This is a genomic window from Massilia sp. 05N420 (assembly GCF_056397205.1).
In genome coordinates, this window is sequence record NZ_JBFTMX010000023.1 from 39,103 (window position 1) to 55,443 (window position 16,341).

Sequence of the window (16,341 nt, forward strand, 5' to 3'; positions counted from 1 at the left end):
TCCCCTTCAGTCGTCCAGCGACAGCAGGATCGGCTGCAGCATGTCCGCGCCCAGCGCGCTGCTCCTGGCGCCGTTCCAGCCCACGTGCGGGTCGGGCAGGTTGGCGTTGTCCTTGAACGGCATTTCGAGGGTCAACGACAGGCACTTGTAGGTGTGGCCGATGTACTTGGACGCCAGGGTCAGCAGGTCCTCGTTGTACTTCGAGGCCGCGTAGCCGTAGACGTTCTGGAAGTCCGGGCTCGACGCCATGTAGCGCTGGATGAAGGCGTTCTGGGCGGCCAGGCGTTCCGGCGTGAAGTCGGTCAGCATCTCGCTGCCGGCCACGAAGTTGTACGGCAGGGCTTCGTCGCCGTGGATGTCGAAGAACATGTCGACGCCGGTTTCCTCGATCTTGCGCTTCACGCACAGGACTTCCGGGCTGCGTTCGAGGGACGGGGTCATCCACTCTCGGTTCAGGTTGGCGCCGGCCGCGTTGGTGCGCAGGTTGCCGCGCACCGAACCGTCGGGGTTCATGTTCGGCACGATGTAGAACACGGCGCGCTGCAGCAGCTTGCGCGAGACCGGGTTCGAATCGTCGAGCAGCGCATCCATCATGCCCTCGACGAACCATTCGGCCATGGTTTCGCCCGGGTGCTGGCGGGCGATCACCCAGATCTTCTTCTCGGCGTTCGGGTTGCCGATCACCACCAGGTTCATGTCGCGACCGTCGACCGTGGTGCCGATGTCGTGCACGCGGGCGATCGGGTTCTCGGCCACCTCACCCAGCAGGCGCAGGTGGCGCTCCCAGGTGTAGGGCTCGAAATAGGCGTAATAGATGCTGTCCAGTTCCGGCGTGTGATTGATGGTCATCACCTGGCCGTCGAAGCTGGTCGGCACGCGGAACCAGTTCTCGGTGTCGTAACTGGCGACCGCCTGGTAGCCTTCGAAGCCCTTCGGATAGGTTGCCTGGCCGGCGTTCAGGAAGCGGATGGTGCAGGCCTGGCCGCGCGCGCCCTGCAGGCGGAAGTGGAACCACTGGTGGATGTCGGCGTGCGAATCCTGGCGCAGGTTCAGGTCGATCTTTTGCGGGCTTTCCGCGCTGACGACGTCGATGGCGCCGGAGTCGAAGTGCTGGCTGATCTTGATGGGCATGGTCACTCCTTTCAGATGGCGTCGAGGTCGATCAGGTCCTGGCTGTAGGCAAGCAGGATCTGGCGCATCAGTTCGACGTTGCTGCGATCCAGGACCAGGGTCTGGTCCGGCTTGACGTCGAGGTTGAAGGTCATGCTGATCTTGCCCGGCAGGACCTTGCAGTTGACCGTGAAGGCACGCGGAATATTCGGACTATCCCAGTCCGCCTGCGTGATCTGCGGCCCGGCCGGCGGCGGCTGCAGGGTGGGATCCTGGTTCGCCGGCAGGTTCTTGATCAGGAAGAACACGATCGAGGCGGGAAGGACGAAGCAGGTGTCATTCGCACCCTGTGCCGAAAACTTGGCCAGCAAGAGATTACCGACCCGGTCGCACGACATGCTCATGCTCTTGACTTGACGGATGACCGCAGATTTCACGAACAACTCCTATGAGATTGGACAAAAAGGCGCAGCGATTCTACCGCATCCCATACGCGAATTGTGTGAAAGAAAAACAAAACGGGGAGCTCGCGCTCCCCGGTCGATTGCTGGCAGGAAGGGATGGCGCCGCCACCGTCCTCCGAACCGGCTGCTTACTGTTTGTTGCCGCGCGACGAGCTGCGCGACGAGCCCGAGGCCGATTGGCGATTGCCATGGCTCATGCTGCCTGCGCGACGAGCCTCTTCCGAGGTGAACTCGTGCGCCGTGCCCTTCTGGTGAGCGGCCTTGCCGCCCTGGCTGGCGATCTCGCGCTGACGTTCAGGATCCATCGATGCGAAACCGCGGTTTTTGGTACCGCCACTCTGTTTGTTGCCCTGGTTGTTCGAAGCCATGATGCTTTCTCCTCAATGCTCTAGAAACCGCCGCGTCCTGCGGCAGGCCGAATCCGATGCTCTCGGCAGACACCGATGAGTGCTCGGTCGGAATCATCTTAGGCATGCATGATGGATGAGGGTATAGGACATTTTCAGATGACTTTGTAGGACAATGTGAGACAGAAAATGCACATCCGCAATCTACTTCCAGTAGTAAATGTTCAAGAGGTGGGGTCGTCAGTATTAGTCCTACAATCACCCGCAGTCTCTTCCTATACTGAATGTCTTATCAAGGGCGCATCATCGTCCTGAGAATGCATGTTCCAGTTGAAAGGAGTCGGCTATGGACGCGAACCAACGCAGCGAAGTCAACAACCAGACAAACAACCTCGCCAACGAAAAATGGACGCCCGGTTCGAAGGGCAAGACCGCGGATGACGGACCGCTCGACCACACCTACCCGCAGGGTCTGGGCGTGCAGCACCAGGGCAACCAGGGCATCGACACCATGGGCGCCGGCCCGGCGCCACAAGCCGGCGGCAAGGCTGAACGGGCGGACAGCTGCAGGCAGTCGATGGCATCGGAGGGCTCGATGCAGAGCCAGATGAGCGGCGGCTCGGGCACGGTGCAAGGCATCACCGACAGCCACCAGCGCCAGATGGAACAGAAGTCCGGCGCCTACGGCATCCTGGAAGAGCCTGTCGGACATCGCCCACACGATACGGGTGTCGATCTGAAGCAGCAGCGCGATATGCACCGCGACGTGGTCCGTGGCACGATGGCCTCGCAGAACCCGAACCAGCCGGACCTGCAGGGCGGCTCGCTTGGACCTTACCACGGCAGCATGCAGTCGGGCTCGGTGATCGAGGGAACCTCGGACACCAGTACCAGCGGCGGCGGCATGCGTGGTCCGCAAAGCCCGCCGGCCAGCCTGAACGCCGGTTCCGCGACCGGCAACCGCCAGCAGGGTAGCAGCCTGTACGTGTCCGACAACTCGACCCGCAGCGGCGGCGGCATGCGCGGCCCGCTGAGCGGATCGCAGGGCAATGCCCAGGGCAGGCTGGACGAGAACGAGCCGGGCCAGGAAGCCCAGCGCGGCAATACCCAGCTGGGCGTGGCCGGCTCGCACTCGATGTCCAACCAGGCCCCCAGCATCGGCGGCGTGCACGAATCGAACGACGTGGCCGGCGGCCTGCCGCGCTCGCCGGGCAATACCGGCGCCCAAAACGCTGTGACCAGCACCGACCGCAGCGGCTCGCAGACCGGCGCCGGCGCGGCCGACGGCGGACCACCGGCGCACCAGTCCAACGATGCCGCAGGCGGCTATCCGCGCAGCCCGGGCTACGCCAACCGCCTGTCCGGCGACCAGGACATGGACGACGACACCGGCTTCAAACGCAAGCCCTGAAGTAAAAGAGCCGGTCCAGAGCGCGCCCTCCGGGGCGCGTTTTCTTTGGCTGTGTGCGCGTTAATTATGTGAACTGAAACGGGTTGCGCGGGTCATACGCATTGTCGAGTTAACTCATGTGGAGTGACGATGCCGGGCCCGACCTTCGATCAACTGTTCGGCTTGTTAACGGCGGCAAGCCTGGCTACCCCGGACGTGGCTCGGCTGCGGGAATGGATCGCGAGCATCGCGCACCCTGGTGCGTGCATCGCTCTGATCGAACAAGCCGCCGCCGGACGGCCATGTCCGCATTGTGGCTGTCTCCGCAAACACCGCTGCGGCCAGGCGAGCGGCCTGCAGCGTTTTCGATGTCTCGGCTGCCGGCGCAGCCATAACGCGTTGACGGGCACACCGCTCGCGCGCCTGCGCAAGAAGGCATGCTGGCTGTCTTACCTGCAATGCGTGCTCGAGTCGCGCACGGTCCGCGACGCCGCGCGTGTCGTCGGCGTGGATCGCACGACCAGCTTCCGCTGGCGCCACCGATTCGTGCCTGGCGCCATGCGGGATCGGCCGAGCTCGCTTACCGCCATCGTCGAAGCCGATGAAACCTATCGCCTCGAGTCGCAGAAGGGGTCGCGCACGCTGACGCGCCGGCCGAGAAAGCGCGGCGGCGTGGCGGCGCGACGTGGTATCAACCAGCAGCACGACTGCCTGCTCGTCGCCCGCGACCGCGGCGGCCAGACCCTCGATTTTCACACCGGTCGTGGCCAGGTTACCGCCGCTCAACTGGATCGATGTCTTCGGCCAGTGCTCGCTGCCGACGTGTTGCTGGTCAGCGATGGCGCGCTCGCTTATCGCCGCTTTGCCGCGCGCTCAGGTATCGCGCATGCGTGGGTGAACGTGCAGGCGGGAGAGCGCACACGCGGCGCGATCCACGTGCAAAACGTGAACGGCTGGCATAGCCGGTTCAAGAGCTGGCTGGTGCGGTTTCGCGGCGTGGCAAGCCGTTACCTGATCAATTATTCGGGCTGGCAACGCATGCTGGATGCGCGGCGGCTGACGACGCCCCGGCATTTGCTGCAAGCTGCCGTCCAGCTCAGCTAAATGGCGCACTCACCGAATTAACGGGAACACAGCCTTTTCTTTTGATTCAGATTCAGCCCCTCCGCCCCCAAGGGAACCCTGCCGTTCCGCGCACAGTCGAACGGCTCAAATCATCCATACGGGGGGAGGCCATGCGCCGCCTGAACATCCTGCTGCGTGAGGCCTCCTGGCCATGAAGGCAGTCTTCCTGGACAAGGACGGCGCCCTGGTCGACGACCTGCCCGACAAGGTCGAGCCCGGGCGCATCACGCTGTGCAGTGGCGCCGGCACGGCCCTGCGCCTGCTGTCGCGGCTCGACTACCGGCTGTTCGTCCTCACCAACCAGACCGGCATCGCCTTCGGACGCTTCGGCGAAGCGGCAATGAGCACCGTCCACGACCGCCTGCAGGACCTGCTGTTCCGCGAACGGCTCATCCTGGACGGCTTTTATTACTGCCCCCACCATCCGGAAGGCAGCGTCGCCGCCTACGCCCGCGACTGCCACTGCCGCAAGCCCCTGCCCGGCCTGCTGCTGCAGGCGGCGCACGAGCACGGCGTCGACCTGCGCGCCTCCTGGATGATCGGCGACATCCTGCACGACGTCGAAGCCGGCAACCGCGCCGGCTGCCGCACGCTGCTCCTCGATAACGGCAACGAGACCGAATGGCGGCTGGGCCCGCGCCGCATCCCGACCCGCATGGCACCCGACCTGTATGCGGCGGCGGTGCTGATCGCCAGCCATGGAGACCTCGCATGAAGCCGGACCCGCTGCAGTGCTGGCAGCAGGCTCGCCGCATCCTCTGCGTGCGCCTGGACGCCCTCGGCGACGTGCTGATGTGCACGCCGGCGATGCGGGCCCTGCGCGACGCCGCCCCCGGACGCAGCCTGACCCTGCTGACCTCGCCGTCGGGCGCGGCGGCCCTGCCCTTCATTCCAGAGGTCGACGAGGCGATCGTGCACGCGGCGCCCTGGATGCAGAGCGAGCTTCCTGCCGGGCCCGCCGGCCTGACGGCGCTGGCATCGAAACTGGCCGYCCGCCGCTTCGACGCCGCGGTGGTGTTTACGACCTATACGCAAAGCGCCCTGCCGGCGGCAATGCTGTGCTGGCTGGCCGGCATCCCGCTGCGGCTGGCGCACTGCCGCGAGAATCCCTACCACCTGCTGAGCGACTGGGTCGAGGATCCGGAACCGCGGCGCATGGTGCGCCACGAGGTGCAGCGCCAGCTCGAGCTGGTGGTCCGCGCCGGCGTGCCGCGCCAAGCGGCAGCGCCGCCGCTCTCCTTCGCGCTGCGCGCCGCCGACCTGGCCGCCGTGCGCGTACGCCTGTTGCGCCTGGGTATCGATGCCGACCGGCCCTGGCTGTTGCTGCACCCCGGCGCCAGCGCGGCTTCGCGCCGCTATCCGGCCGGCCACTGGGCGCGTGCCCTCGGCCTGCTGGTGCGCCGCACCGGACTACCGGTGGTGCTGACCGGCGGCGCCCTCGATGCCGCACTGGTGGAGGATATCCGTGCCGGCTGCGGCGTGCCGACGCATTCGCTGGCCGGCCAGCTGAGCCTGGGCGAGCTGGGTGCGGCGCTGAGCCTGGCCGCCGTGGCGCTGACCAACAACAGCGGACCGGCCCATGTGGCGGCCGCGATCGGCACCCCGGTGGTCGCCCTGTATGCGCTGACCAATCCCCAGCACACGCCCTGGAAGGTGCGCAGCCGGGTGCTGTTCCAGGACGTGTCCTGCCGCTTCTGCTTCAGGAGCACCTGCCCGGCCGGCCATCATGCCTGCCTGGCGGGCGTGGAACCGGAGCGCGTGGTGGAGGCCGCGCTGGAATTGCTGGCGCCGCGCCGGCCCGCTCCCGTCATGCAGGCAGCCGAGGTCCGGCTCGATAGTGGCTAGGATTCGGCGCGAGCTCAGCCCTGGCGCTGCACCAGCTCCCTGGGCGTCGCCGCCTGCTGTTCCTGGCGCAGCAGCGCATCGAGGGCTTCGCGGTCGACGGTTTCCTTTTCCAGCAACGCATGGGCGAGCGCATCGAGCAACTTGCGCCGCTCGCCCAGGGTCGCGCGCACGCGCTCGTGCGCCTCGGACAGCAGGCGGCCGATGTCGGCGTCGATCAGGCGCGCGGTGCGCTCGCTATATTCCCTGCGCTGGCCCGGCGCCATGGCGTAGAGGGTGCTGCCCGCCGCCTGCTCGAAGGTGGCCAGCCCCAGCTGTTCGCTCATGCCGTACTGCGTGACCATGTGGCGCGCCAGGTCGGTCGCCATCTGCAAGTCGTTCTGGGCGCCGGTGGAGACGTCGCCGAACACCAGTTCCTCCGCCACCCGGCCGCCCAGGTAGACGTCGATCCGGTCCAGCAGTTCGCTCTTGCGCAGCAGGTAGCGGTCCTCCGTCGGCAGCTGCTGGGTGTAGCCGAGCGCGGCGATGCCACGCGGAATGATCGAGACCTTGGCCACGCGGTCGGCGTGGCGGCGGAACTCGGCCACCAGCGCATGCCCGGCCTCGTGGAAGGCCACCGTTTCCTTCTCGAGCGGATTGATCAGGCGCGAGCGCTTTTCGAGGCCGGCGATGACGCGGTCGATGGCCTCGTCGAAGTCGCTGCGGTCGACCCGCTCCTTGTCGCGCCGCGCCGCCAGCAGGGCCGCCTCGTTGACCAGGTTGGCGAGGTCGGCGCCGGACAGGCCGGGCGTGCGCGCGGCGATGCGGCCGAGGTCGACGTCGTCGGCCAGCGCTACCGTCCTCGCATGGACTTGCAGGATCTGCTGGCGTCCGCGCAGGTCGGGACGATCGAGGGCGACGTGGCGGTCGAAGCGCCCCGGGCGCAGCAGGGCCGGGTCCAGGATCTCCGGACGGTTGGTGGCGGCCAGGATGATCACGCCCTTCGCTGTGTCGAAACCGTCCATCTCGACCAATAGCTGGTTCAGGGTCTGCTCCTGCTCGTTGTAGCCGCCGACGGTGCCGGCGATGCCGCGCGCCCGGCCCAGCGCATCGAGCTCGTCGATGAAGATGATGCAGGGCGCCACCTTCTGCGCCTGCACGAACAGGTCGCGCACGCGCGCCGCGCCGACGCCGACGAACATCTCGACGAATTCCGAGCCGCTGATCGAAAAGAAGGGCACCCCGGCCTCGCCGGCCACGGCCTTGGCCAGCAGGGTCTTGCCGGTGCCGGGCGCGCCGACGATCAGCACGCCTTTCGGGATGCGTCCGCCGAGGCGGCGGTAGCGCTGCGGGTTCTTCAGGAATTCGACGATCTCCATCAGCTCTTCCCTGGCCTCGTCGGCGCCGGCGACGTCGCTGAAGCTGATCCCGGTCTTGCTCTGCATATGGACCCGGGCGCGGCTCTTGGCGATGTCGAACAGCCCGGCCGTCATGCCGCCGCGCTTCAGCATGGCGCTCCACAGCCAGAACAGCAGCAGGATGGGCAGCATCCAGGACAGCAGGGTCGACAGCCACTCGCTGTTCTGCTTGCCGGTATAGCGCACCTTGGCCGCATCCAGGTCCTTGACCAGATCGGGGTCGCTCACGCGGACGGTCGTGAAGGGGCAGCCGCCATCCGCGCCGCACTTGATGGCGTCGAGGCGCTGCTTCGGCAGCACGGCGTCCAGCCCGCTCTGCTCGAGTGTGCCGGCAACCGTGGTGTCGGACAGCGTGGCTTCCTTGACCTTGCCGCTGTGCAGGAGCTGCTTGAATTCGCTATAGGCCAGCGGCGATGTCGTCATCATCTCGAACAGCGACTGCGACAGCGTGAACAGCAGCAGCCCGAACAGCCAATACCAGAGCAAGGGGCGGATCGCTCCGCTCTTGTCGTCAGGCTTGCTGTCGCTGTCCYTCCCGGCTTTGCTGTCCACGCGTCTTCCCCCGGCGGCTGTACCGCGCAATGACACCGTGTCCTGTGGGGCGTTCACGACTTTGATATTACTCAAATCCGAGCCTACTTGCTTCACAGCGTGTCGCGCACCTGGCGTACGGCCTCGGCGGCATCGTGCGCGATCTCGGCGATGTCCTTGCTGCGGCGCCGCTCGAACCACAGCAGCAGTGCGCCGAGGAGCCACCAGGCCGGCAGGCCGGCCAGCACCAGGAAGGGCGCCGCCGCCAGCAGCACGCCGAGCTCGGCCGGTGCGCCGGCCAGCACCGCGGCCTGCCCCGCCGAGGCGAACAGGGCCGGCCACCAGCAATAGGCGGCGATCGCCAGGAAGGGCCCGGCGACCGTACAGGCCAGCAGCGTGCAGGCAAAGCGCGCGACCGCCTCACGGCCCGACTTTGGCGACAGCAACAGGAAGCCGAGGCCGGTAGCCGCCAGGCCGGCGGCAAACGGAACAGCGGCGAGCTCGAGAAAGGTGATCGCGTGCATGGCGGGTCTCCAGTGGTTGATGTTTGCCTTGCAAAGGTTTAGTATTTGATACAAGTATAGAACTCTAAACTGATCCAAGTCAAGAATACTAAACCTATCGAGTTTAGGATGCTAAACATGAACTCTCTCGCAGATCGCCTTCTTACCATCCATCGCCACCTGCCTCAGCTGGAGGGCGAGCGCGGCCAGACCGGCCTGGTCAAGGCTTCCGGCGCGTCCAAGAGTGTCGTCAACCAGTGGCTGACCGGAAGGATCAAGTCGATGGATATCCGCTATGCGCTGAACCTCGAACGCGAACTCGGGTTTTCCCACATCTGGCTGATGACCGGCGAAGGCGATCCCCGCCACGCGCCGCTGCATGGCATCGGGAACGTGCTGCCGGTCCACGCCGCTTCCAACGACGACGCCGACTTCGTCCAGATCGAGATGGTCAAGCTGCGCCTGTCGGCCGGCATCACCGGTTTCCAGACCGAGCCGGAGCGCCGCGACGGCGGCACCCTCGGCCTGCGCCGTTCCTGGATCGAGCGCCACCAGCTGCGTCCCGAGCACCTGATCGCCATCCTGGTCAAGGGAGAGAGCATGGAGCCCTCGCTGTACGAGGACGACATCGTGATCGTCAACACCCTGGACACCAAGCCGGTCGACGGCGCCGTGTATGCCTTCAACTACGAGGGCGAAGCGGTGGTCAAGCGCCTGGCGCGCGACGCCGGCCAGTGGTGGCTGACCTCGGACAATCCGGACCAGCGGCGCTACCACCGCAAGCTGTGCAAGGGTGCGGAATGCCTGGTGATCGGGCGCGTGGTGCGCAAGGAAAGCGACCGGATCTGAGTCATGAAGATCGAGGTCGCGCTGGCGGTGCTGAAAGGAGTGCGGGTGGCGCTGGCCTTCCCGCCTCCCGCATGGGTCGTGCCTGGCATCGGCGATGCGTTGCTGGCGCGGCTGCAGCCGCACTTTCCGGCGCTGCCGGTGATGCTCGTATCGCGCCAGCCGCATGGGCTCCGCGCGCATGCGGCCTTCCAGGCCCAGGCCCTGGTCGAAGGGGCCGAGCTCGATGGGCTGGTGCGCTTCGAGATCGACCTCGACCAGCCGCCGGCGGCGCCCGACGAAGCGCCGCCTTTCTAGCGCCGATGCATGAGGGCGCGTCTGGCCGGATCGCACGGCAGCCGGTATGATGACGTCCATGCGCCGCTGGGTCCTCATCATCCTGTTGCTCGTCTATCCATTCCAGCTTGCGCTGGCAGTGGCGGACAAGTGCTGCGTGACGACTTCCACCGGCGTGACCCACCACAGCGAGGATCGAGGCGCCGGCGAAGCCCGGGCCGCATCGGCCTTCGTGGCCGGCGACGACGCCTCCGGCGTATCCGACCCTCACTGCCCGGCCTGCAGCTTCGGCCACAGTTCCTGCATTCCGACCGACCTGCTCGTGACGCCCGCCGGGCCACATGCAAGCCAGGCCGTCGCCTTCATCCCCCTCTTCCCGACTTCGCCACCGGCGGACCGTTTCGAACGGCCGAAGTGGCTGTCCGCCGCTTGAACAGCGCGCGGATTCCCCATACGTCGAGCCACAGGGCTCGCACGCTCACGCGCGCCTGAAACCATCCACCTTCAGGAGCACGAATGAACACCCCATCGAAACGATTGGCGGTGCTGGTCGTCGCATCCGCACTGGCGTGGCGCTGCGGCGCTGCCGAACCGGTGCGGGCGGCGTCGTCCGGCATCGCCCCCATCGACCTACCGGCCGCCATCCGGCTGGCGCTCGCCCTGCCCGGCGTGCGCGCGGCCGGCCATGAACTGGCGGCGGCCGAAGCCGCCAGCGCCCAGGCCGGCCGCCTGCCGAATCCCGAGCTGCAGATCCTGCGCGAAGGCCAGGAGGCCGGCAACCGCACCACCACCGTCCAGCTCAACCAGCCACTGGAACTGGGCGGCAAGCGCCAGGCCCGCGTCGCCTTGGCTCGGGGCGCCCTCCAGCTGGCCGACAGCGAGCTGAGAGCCCGGCGCCTGGACGTCCGCGCCGACGTCATCGCCGGCTTCCACGAAGCCATGGTGGCGGAACGCAAGAAGGAACTGGCGGAGGCCCTGGCCGCGCTGGCGCGGCGCAGCGCCGAGGTCGCCGGCAAGCGGGTCGCCGCCGGCAAGGTCTCGCCGATCGACGAGACCAAGGCGCGCCTGGCCGCGCTCGACGCCACCGCCGACCTGCAACAGGCGACGGCCGCGCTGGCCGTCGCCAGAGCCAGACTGTCCGCACTCACCGGCCAGCCGGCAGATGCCCTCGTGCTCGCGCAAGCGCCCGATGAACTTCCCGCGCCCGAAGCGCTGGCGGCGCTGCGGGCGCGCGCCGGCGAGGCCGGCAGCATCCGCCGCGCGCGCGGCCAGCTGGCGGTGCAGGAAGCCCAGGCGCAGGTGGAACGCGCGGCCCGCATCCCCGACCTCACGGTGTCGGTCGGCACCCAGCGCGACGAGCAGGCCGGCCGGCGCCAGGCGGTGCTCGGCCTGTCACTGCCGCTGCCGCTGTTCAACCGCAACGAGGATGCGCTGCGCGCGGCCCTGCGGCGCAGCGACCGGGCCAGGGACGAACTGGCCGCCGCCGAAACCGCCACCGCGGCGGCGCTGGCGGCCGCGCACGCGCGCTACGAGACCGCCCGGAACGAGGCCGTGCTGCTGCGGCAGGACGTGGTCCCGCAGGCGCTGTCCGCCTACGAGCTGACCCTGAAGGGCTTCGAGCACGGCAAGTCTTCCTTCCTCGACGTGCTGGATGCGCAGCGCACCTGGTTCCAGGCGCAGTCCCGCCGCTGGAACAGCACCCTCGAAGCCTGGCGCGCCCTGGCCGAGATCGAGCGCATCGCCGGCCCCGCCGAATCCAACGAATAGAGAGTCCTAGCCATGACAAAGAAACAGAAACTGACGATCGGGACAATGTGCGCGATCGCCGCCATCCTTGCCGCCCTGCTGCTGTGGCGGCAGCCTTCCTCGCCCGCCGCGCAGGCCGTCGGAGAACATGCCGGCCACCAGGACTCACACGGCCATGACGACCGCCACCCGGACGAGAACACGCAAGCGGAAGATGCGGCCGACGAGCGCAGCATGGCGATGACGGAGGCGCAGATCAGGGCCAACGGCATCGCCATCGAGCCCGCAGGGCCATCCACGATCCGGGAGCGGCTGCACCTGCCGGCCCAGATCCGCGTCGACGCCGAACGTAGCGTGGCCCTGGCCGCGCCGGCCGAAGGCATCGTGCAGTCGGTGCTGGTATCGCCCGGCGCCGCGGTCAAGCGCGGTCAGGCACTCGCCACCATCCGGAGCCCGGCGGTGGCCCAGTGGCGCGCCGAATTGGGCAGCGCGCTGGAGCGCGAGAAACTGGCGAGGACCACCTGGCAGCGCGAGAAAACCCTGTGGGAAGAAGGCGTCTCCGCCCGCCAGGACCTCGACGCCGCGCAGTCGGCGCTGAACGAAGCCGGAATTGCCGCCCAGGCCGCGCGCCAGCGGCTGCAGGCGCTCGGCATCGCGCTTGATGCCGGCGTGTCGAGCATCGTCACCGTGCGTGCGCCGCTGGACGGCGTGGTGATCGAGAAGCCGGCCGTCGCCGGACAAGCTGTCGATGGCGGCAAGCCGCTCATGACCATCGCCGACCTCTCGCAGGTATGGATCGAAGCAGCCGTCCCCGCCGACAGCCTGGCGCAGATCGGGACTGGCATGCCGGCCAAGGTCAGCGTCAACGGCCTGGGCGAGGCGCTCGACGGCGCCGTCTCCTTCGTCGGCCCGGTGCTGGGCGAAGCCACACGCATGGCCACCGCCAGGATCACGCTGCCCAACCGCGGACTGAAGCTGCGGCCGGGCATGCTGGCCACGGTCGACCTGCTCGGCACCCCGGCGCATGCCGCGGTGACGGTCGCCAGCGACGCCATCCAGACCATCCACGAACACGACGTCGTCTTCGTGCGCACCGCCGGGGGTTTTCGCGCCCAGGACGTCACGCTCGGACGCTCGGATGGCAAGCGCACCGAGATCGTGAAGGGATTGCTGTCCGGCGCCGCCTACGCGGCGGGCGGCAGCTTCCTGCTCAAGGCGGACCTCGGCAAGGCCGAGGCCGAACACGACGACTGAGCGAGGCCACATGTTCCAGAAACTCATCGAATTCGCCATCGCACGGCGCTGGCTGATCCTGTTCGCCGTGCTCGGCCTGGCCGGCCTGGGCGTCTACAACTACCAGCGCCTGCCAATCGACGCGGTCCCGGACATCACCAACGTCCAGGTCCAGATCAACACCGGCGCCGCCGGCTACTCGCCGCTCGAAGTCGAGCAGCGCATCACCTTCCCCATCGAGACCGCGATGAACGGCCTGCCCAGGCTCGAGCAGACCCGGTCGCTGTCGAAGTACGGACTGTCGCAGGTGACCGTGGTGTTCAAGGAAGGCACCGACATCTATTTCGCGCGCCAGCTCGTGGGCGAAAGACTGCAGCAGGCGAAAGCCGCGCTGCCGGCCGGCGTGGAACCGGCGATGGGGCCGACCGCCACCGGCCTGGGCGAGATCTTCTACTGGACCGTCGAAGCCACGGACGAGGCCCGCAAGCCGGACGGCAGCCCCTATACACCAGCCGACCTGCGCGAAATCCAGGACTGGATCGTGGCGCCGCAGCTGCGCGGCGTGGCCGGCGTCACCGAGGTCAACACCATCGGCGGCTATCTGAAGGAATACCAGGTGGCGCCCGACATGGCCAGGCTGTCGGCCCACGGCCTGTCGCTGGCCACGCTGGTCAACGCCATCGATCGCAACAACGTGAATGCGGGCGCCGGCTACATCGAACGCGGTGGCGAACAGTTCGTGGTACGCACGCCGGGTCAGGTGAAGTCCCTCGAAGAGATCCGCAACATCGTGCTCGACGTCGTGCAGGGCGCGCCGATCCGCGTGCGCGACGTCGCCGACGTCATCCCCGGACGCGAACTGCGCACCGGCGCCGCGACCGAGAACGGCCGCGAAGTCGTGCTCGGCGCCGTCTTCATGCTGATCGGCGAGAACAGCCGGGCGGTGGCCGAAAACGCGCGCCGCAAGCTGGCCGACGTCAGCCGCTCGCTGCCGCCTGGCGTGCAAGCCCTGCCCGTCTACGACCGCTCGGTGCTGGTCAACAAGGCCATCGCCACGGTGCGCAAGAACCTGGTCGAGGGCGCCCTGCTGGTGGTCGCCATCCTCTTCCTCTTCCTCGGCAACCTGCGCGCCGCCCTGGTGACGGCGCTGGTGATTCCGCTGTCGATGCTGATGGTCTTCACTGGCATGGTCAAGGCCGGCGTCAGCGCCAACCTGATGAGCCTGGGCGCCCTCGACTTCGGCATCATCGTCGACGGCGCCGTGGTCATCGTCGAGAACTGCATCCGCCGCCTGGGCCTGGCGCGGGATGCCGCCGGCCGCGACCTGACACGCGAGGAGCGCTTTGCCGTCGTTGCGGAAGCCGCGGCCGAAGCGCGCCGTCCGCTGCTGTTCGGCCAGCTGATCATCATGACGGTCTACCTGCCGATCTTCGCCCTGTCCGGCGTCGAAGGGAAGATGTTCCATCCGATGGCGATCACGGTGGTGATGGCGCTGGCGGCGGCGATGCTGCTGTCGGTGAGCTTCGTGCCGGCCGCGGTCGCCCTCTTCGTCGGCAAGCACTCAGGCAGGCACGAGAACAGGCTGATGGACCAGGCCCGGGACTGGTATCGGCCGCTGCTCGACTGGACCCTGCGCAACCGGCCGGTGGCGCTGACCTTCGCTGCCTTGAGCGTCCTGCTGTCGGGATTGCTTGCGACCCGGCTGGGCACCGAGTTCGCGCCCAACCTGGACGAAGGCGACCTGGCGGTGCTGACCATGCGCATTCCGGGCACCAGCCTGCAGCAGTCGGTGCGGATGCAGCAGCATCTCGAAGCCAGCCTGCTGAAGCAGTTCCCGGAAATCGAGCGCATGTTCGCGCGCATCGGCACCTCGGAAGTGGCGACCGACCCGATGCCACCGAACGCCGCCGATAGCTACATCATCCTGCGGCCGGAAAAGGACTGGCCGAAGCCGCGCAAGTCGCATGCGGAACTGGTGGCGGCGGTCACGGAAGCCGCTAACGCGATCCCGGGGAGTAACTACGAGTTCTCGCAGCCGATCCAGCTGCGCTTCAACGAACTCATCTCCGGCGTGCGCAGCGACGTCGCGGTGAAGGTCTTCGGCGACGACACCGCGGCGATGACGGCCACCGCCCAGCAGGTCGCCCAGGTGCTCGGCAAGGTGGGCGGCGCGGCCGAGGTCAGGATGGAACAGCTCGAGGGGCTGCCGGCGCTGACCCTGACGGTGGACCGCATCAAGGCCGCGCGCTACGGCCTGAACGTGGCCGACGTCCAGGAAGCCTTCGGCACCCTGGTGGGCGGACGCGAGATTGGCATGGTGTTCGAAGGCGACCGCCGCTTCGCCATCACCGTGCGCCTGCCGGAAGGTACACGCAACGACATCGACAGCCTGCGCCAGCTGCCGATCGCGCTGCCGGCCCGGGATGGCCGCGCGGGCAGCATTCCGCTGTCCGAAATCGCCACCTTGCGCTTCGTGCCGGAAGCGAACCAGATCAGCCGCGAAAACGGCAAGCGCCGCATCGTCGTCACCGCCAACGTGCGCGGGCGCGACCTGGGATCGTTCGTCGGCGAGCTTCAGTCTCGTCTGGGCACCGTGAAGCTGCCGCCGGGCGTGTGGCTCGGTTTAGGCGGGCAGTTCGAGAATCTGCAGGCGGCATCAACACGCCTGGCCATCGTGATCCCGGCCGCGCTGGCGCTGGTGTTCGCCCTGCTCTACCTGATGTTCAACAGCGTCAAGGATGGACTGCTGGTGTTCAGCGGGATCCCCTTCGCGATGAGCGGCGGCGTGCTGGCGCTGTGGCTGCGCGGGCTGCCGCTGTCGATTTCGGCGGCGGTCGGGTTCATCGCGCTGTCCGGGGTCGCGGTGCTGAACGGGCTGGTGATGATCTCCTTCGTGCGCTCTCTGCGCGAGCAGGGGTACGGGCCCGAGCAGGCGATGCGCGAAGGCGCGGAGGTGAGGCTGAGGGCGGTACTGATGACGGCGCTGGTGGCCTCGCTTGGCTTCGTGCCGATGGCGCTGGCGACCAGCACCGGGGCCGAGGTGCAGCGGCCGCTGGCGACGGTGGTGATTGGCGGGATTCTGTCGTCGACGGCGCTGACTCTGCTGATCCTGCCGGCGCTCTATACCTGGGCGTATCGGAGTACCAACGGAAAATCGTAGCAGGCGGCGGCGCGCGCTTTGCCATCCTATTGGGGATGCTTGTCCAGCCGGGCATCGATCCAGGCGCGCGCCAGCTTCATTGCCGCTTCCCTTGCTTCGGCTTCCGTGGCGTAGGTCTTGATCTGGTCACGCGGATGTTCGTGCAGGGTTCGCGTGAACATCGGGTTCGTGGTCGGCTCCAGGATCATGAAGGCGTCCGTCAGGGCGTCGCCAGGTTTGCCGGAGGAATGGATGAGGATGGTGTGGTCGCGGTACACGGCGGTGTTGGCGTCTTGGGTTTCCATGGCGGTTCCTTTGCGTGAAAGGCAATCCTAGCACGCTCTACGCCGGTATTCCGGAAACGAAAAAGGCCAGGCCGAAGGCTGGCCTGT

The 16,341-nt window shown here is 67.6% G+C and carries 16 protein-coding genes; 10 read left to right on the plus strand and 6 right to left on the minus strand.

Annotated features, from left to right (window positions below; all coding sequences use genetic code 11):
• Positions 1–6 precede the first annotated feature (6 nt).
• The 3 genes from AC1DIX_RS16305 to AC1DIX_RS16315 form a co-directional block, all read right to left on the minus strand.
• A complete protein-coding gene (locus tag AC1DIX_RS16305; protein ID WP_477325727.1) occupies positions 7–1,131 on the minus strand; it encodes a M14 family metallopeptidase in 1,125 nt (374 codons plus the stop codon).
• Positions 1,132–1,142: 11 nt separating this feature from the next.
• Positions 1,143–1,547 carry a hypothetical protein gene (locus AC1DIX_RS16310; protein ID WP_477325729.1) on the minus strand — a complete coding sequence of 135 codons (405 nt, stop codon included), beginning with the start codon at positions 1,545–1,547 and terminating at the stop codon, positions 1,143–1,145.
• A 155-nt stretch (positions 1,548–1,702) separates the two neighbouring features.
• Positions 1,703–1,942 (minus strand): KGG domain-containing protein, encoded by a 240-nt coding sequence (locus AC1DIX_RS16315; protein ID WP_047823953.1) that lies wholly within the window; start codon positions 1,940–1,942, stop codon positions 1,703–1,705.
• A 325-nt stretch (positions 1,943–2,267) separates the two neighbouring features.
• On the opposite strand from AC1DIX_RS16315, the gene AC1DIX_RS16320 reads away from it, so the two are divergent.
• The 4 genes from AC1DIX_RS16320 to waaF all read left to right on the plus strand — a co-directional run bounded on the left by AC1DIX_RS16320 (position 2,268) and on the right by waaF (position 6,281).
• Positions 2,268–3,332: a hypothetical protein gene (locus AC1DIX_RS16320; RefSeq protein WP_477325731.1), complete on the plus strand. Its 1,065-nt coding sequence runs from the start codon at positions 2,268–2,270 to the stop codon at positions 3,330–3,332.
• A 129-nt stretch (positions 3,333–3,461) separates the two neighbouring features.
• Complete coding sequence (locus AC1DIX_RS16325; protein WP_477325733.1) at positions 3,462–4,415, plus strand: IS1595 family transposase; 954 nt, start codon at positions 3,462–3,464, stop codon at positions 4,413–4,415.
• 172 nt (positions 4,416–4,587) lie between these two features.
• Positions 4,588–5,151, plus strand: a complete 564-nt coding sequence (locus tag AC1DIX_RS16330; RefSeq protein WP_477325735.1) for a D-glycero-alpha-D-manno-heptose-1,7-bisphosphate 7-phosphatase — start codon at positions 4,588–4,590, stop codon at positions 5,149–5,151.
• Positions 5,148–6,281, plus strand: coding sequence for a lipopolysaccharide heptosyltransferase II (waaF, locus tag AC1DIX_RS16335; protein ID WP_477325737.1), 1,134 nt, complete (start codon positions 5,148–5,150; stop codon positions 6,279–6,281). The genes AC1DIX_RS16330 and waaF overlap by 4 nt, the downstream gene beginning before the upstream one ends.
• 14 nt (positions 6,282–6,295) lie before the next feature.
• On the opposite strand, the gene ftsH is transcribed toward waaF, so the two are convergent.
• Both ftsH and AC1DIX_RS16345 read right to left on the minus strand, forming a co-directional pair.
• Entirely contained in the window at positions 6,296–8,170 is a 1,875-nt protein-coding gene (ftsH, locus tag AC1DIX_RS16340; protein WP_477325772.1) for an ATP-dependent zinc metalloprotease FtsH, read from the minus strand.
• Positions 8,171–8,319: 149 nt separating this feature from the next.
• A complete protein-coding gene (locus tag AC1DIX_RS16345; protein ID WP_477325739.1) occupies positions 8,320–8,730 on the minus strand; it encodes a hypothetical protein in 411 nt (136 codons plus the stop codon).
• A gap of 117 nt (positions 8,731–8,847) precedes the next feature.
• Here AC1DIX_RS16345 and AC1DIX_RS16350 point away from each other — a divergent pair, with 117 nt between their 5' ends.
• From AC1DIX_RS16350 to AC1DIX_RS16375, 6 genes are all read left to right on the plus strand, one after another.
• Positions 8,848–9,558, plus strand: a complete 711-nt coding sequence (locus AC1DIX_RS16350) for a S24 family peptidase (protein WP_477325741.1) — start codon at positions 8,848–8,850, stop codon at positions 9,556–9,558.
• 3 nt (positions 9,559–9,561) lie between these two features.
• Positions 9,562–9,852 (plus strand): hypothetical protein, encoded by a 291-nt coding sequence (locus AC1DIX_RS16355; RefSeq protein WP_442124534.1) that lies wholly within the window; start codon positions 9,562–9,564, stop codon positions 9,850–9,852.
• 46 nt (positions 9,853–9,898) lie between these two features.
• Positions 9,899–10,264 carry a hypothetical protein gene (locus AC1DIX_RS16360; protein ID WP_477325743.1) on the plus strand — a complete coding sequence of 122 codons (366 nt, stop codon included), beginning with the start codon at positions 9,899–9,901 and terminating at the stop codon, positions 10,262–10,264.
• A gap of 83 nt (positions 10,265–10,347) precedes the next feature.
• The gene (locus AC1DIX_RS16365) at positions 10,348–11,598 is read left to right on the plus strand and encodes a TolC family protein (protein ID WP_477325745.1); all 1,251 of its coding nucleotides are present in this window, start codon (positions 10,348–10,350) and stop codon (positions 11,596–11,598) included.
• A gap of 12 nt (positions 11,599–11,610) precedes the next feature.
• Positions 11,611–12,831: an efflux RND transporter periplasmic adaptor subunit gene (locus AC1DIX_RS16370; protein WP_477325747.1), complete on the plus strand. Its 1,221-nt coding sequence runs from the start codon at positions 11,611–11,613 to the stop codon at positions 12,829–12,831.
• A gap of 10 nt (positions 12,832–12,841) precedes the next feature.
• Positions 12,842–15,970, plus strand: a complete 3,129-nt coding sequence (locus AC1DIX_RS16375; protein ID WP_477325749.1) for an efflux RND transporter permease subunit — start codon at positions 12,842–12,844, stop codon at positions 15,968–15,970.
• A gap of 26 nt (positions 15,971–15,996) precedes the next feature.
• Here AC1DIX_RS16375 and AC1DIX_RS16380 read toward each other — a convergent pair whose 3' ends face one another.
• Complete coding sequence (locus AC1DIX_RS16380; RefSeq protein WP_442124529.1) at positions 15,997–16,254, minus strand: hypothetical protein; 258 nt, start codon at positions 16,252–16,254, stop codon at positions 15,997–15,999.
• Positions 16,255–16,341: the final 87 nt, after the last annotated feature.

Coding starts and splice junctions, on each gene's coding strand:
- AC1DIX_RS16305 (WP_477325727.1), bottom strand. CDS start 1,131: ATGCCCATCAAGATCAGCCAGCACTTCGACTCCGGCGCCATCGACGTC.
- AC1DIX_RS16315 (WP_047823953.1), bottom strand. CDS start 1,942: ATGGCTTCGAACAACCAGGGCAACAAACAGAGTGGCGGTACCAAAAAC.
- AC1DIX_RS16320 (WP_477325731.1), top strand. CDS start 2,268: ATGGACGCGAACCAACGCAGCGAAGTCAACAACCAGACAAACAACCTC.
- AC1DIX_RS16325 (WP_477325733.1), top strand. CDS start 3,462: ATGCCGGGCCCGACCTTCGATCAACTGTTCGGCTTGTTAACGGCGGCA.
- AC1DIX_RS16330 (WP_477325735.1), top strand. CDS start 4,588: ATGAAGGCAGTCTTCCTGGACAAGGACGGCGCCCTGGTCGACGACCTG.
- AC1DIX_RS16345 (WP_477325739.1), bottom strand. CDS start 8,730: ATGCACGCGATCACCTTTCTCGAGCTCGCCGCTGTTCCGTTTGCCGCC.
- AC1DIX_RS16350 (WP_477325741.1), top strand. CDS start 8,848: ATGAACTCTCTCGCAGATCGCCTTCTTACCATCCATCGCCACCTGCCT.
- AC1DIX_RS16355 (WP_442124534.1), top strand. CDS start 9,562: ATGAAGATCGAGGTCGCGCTGGCGGTGCTGAAAGGAGTGCGGGTGGCG.
- AC1DIX_RS16360 (WP_477325743.1), top strand. CDS start 9,899: ATGATGACGTCCATGCGCCGCTGGGTCCTCATCATCCTGTTGCTCGTC.
- AC1DIX_RS16365 (WP_477325745.1), top strand. CDS start 10,348: ATGAACACCCCATCGAAACGATTGGCGGTGCTGGTCGTCGCATCCGCA.
- AC1DIX_RS16370 (WP_477325747.1), top strand. CDS start 11,611: ATGACAAAGAAACAGAAACTGACGATCGGGACAATGTGCGCGATCGCC.
- AC1DIX_RS16375 (WP_477325749.1), top strand. CDS start 12,842: ATGTTCCAGAAACTCATCGAATTCGCCATCGCACGGCGCTGGCTGATC.
- AC1DIX_RS16380 (WP_442124529.1), bottom strand. CDS start 16,254: ATGGAAACCCAAGACGCCAACACCGCCGTGTACCGCGACCACACCATC.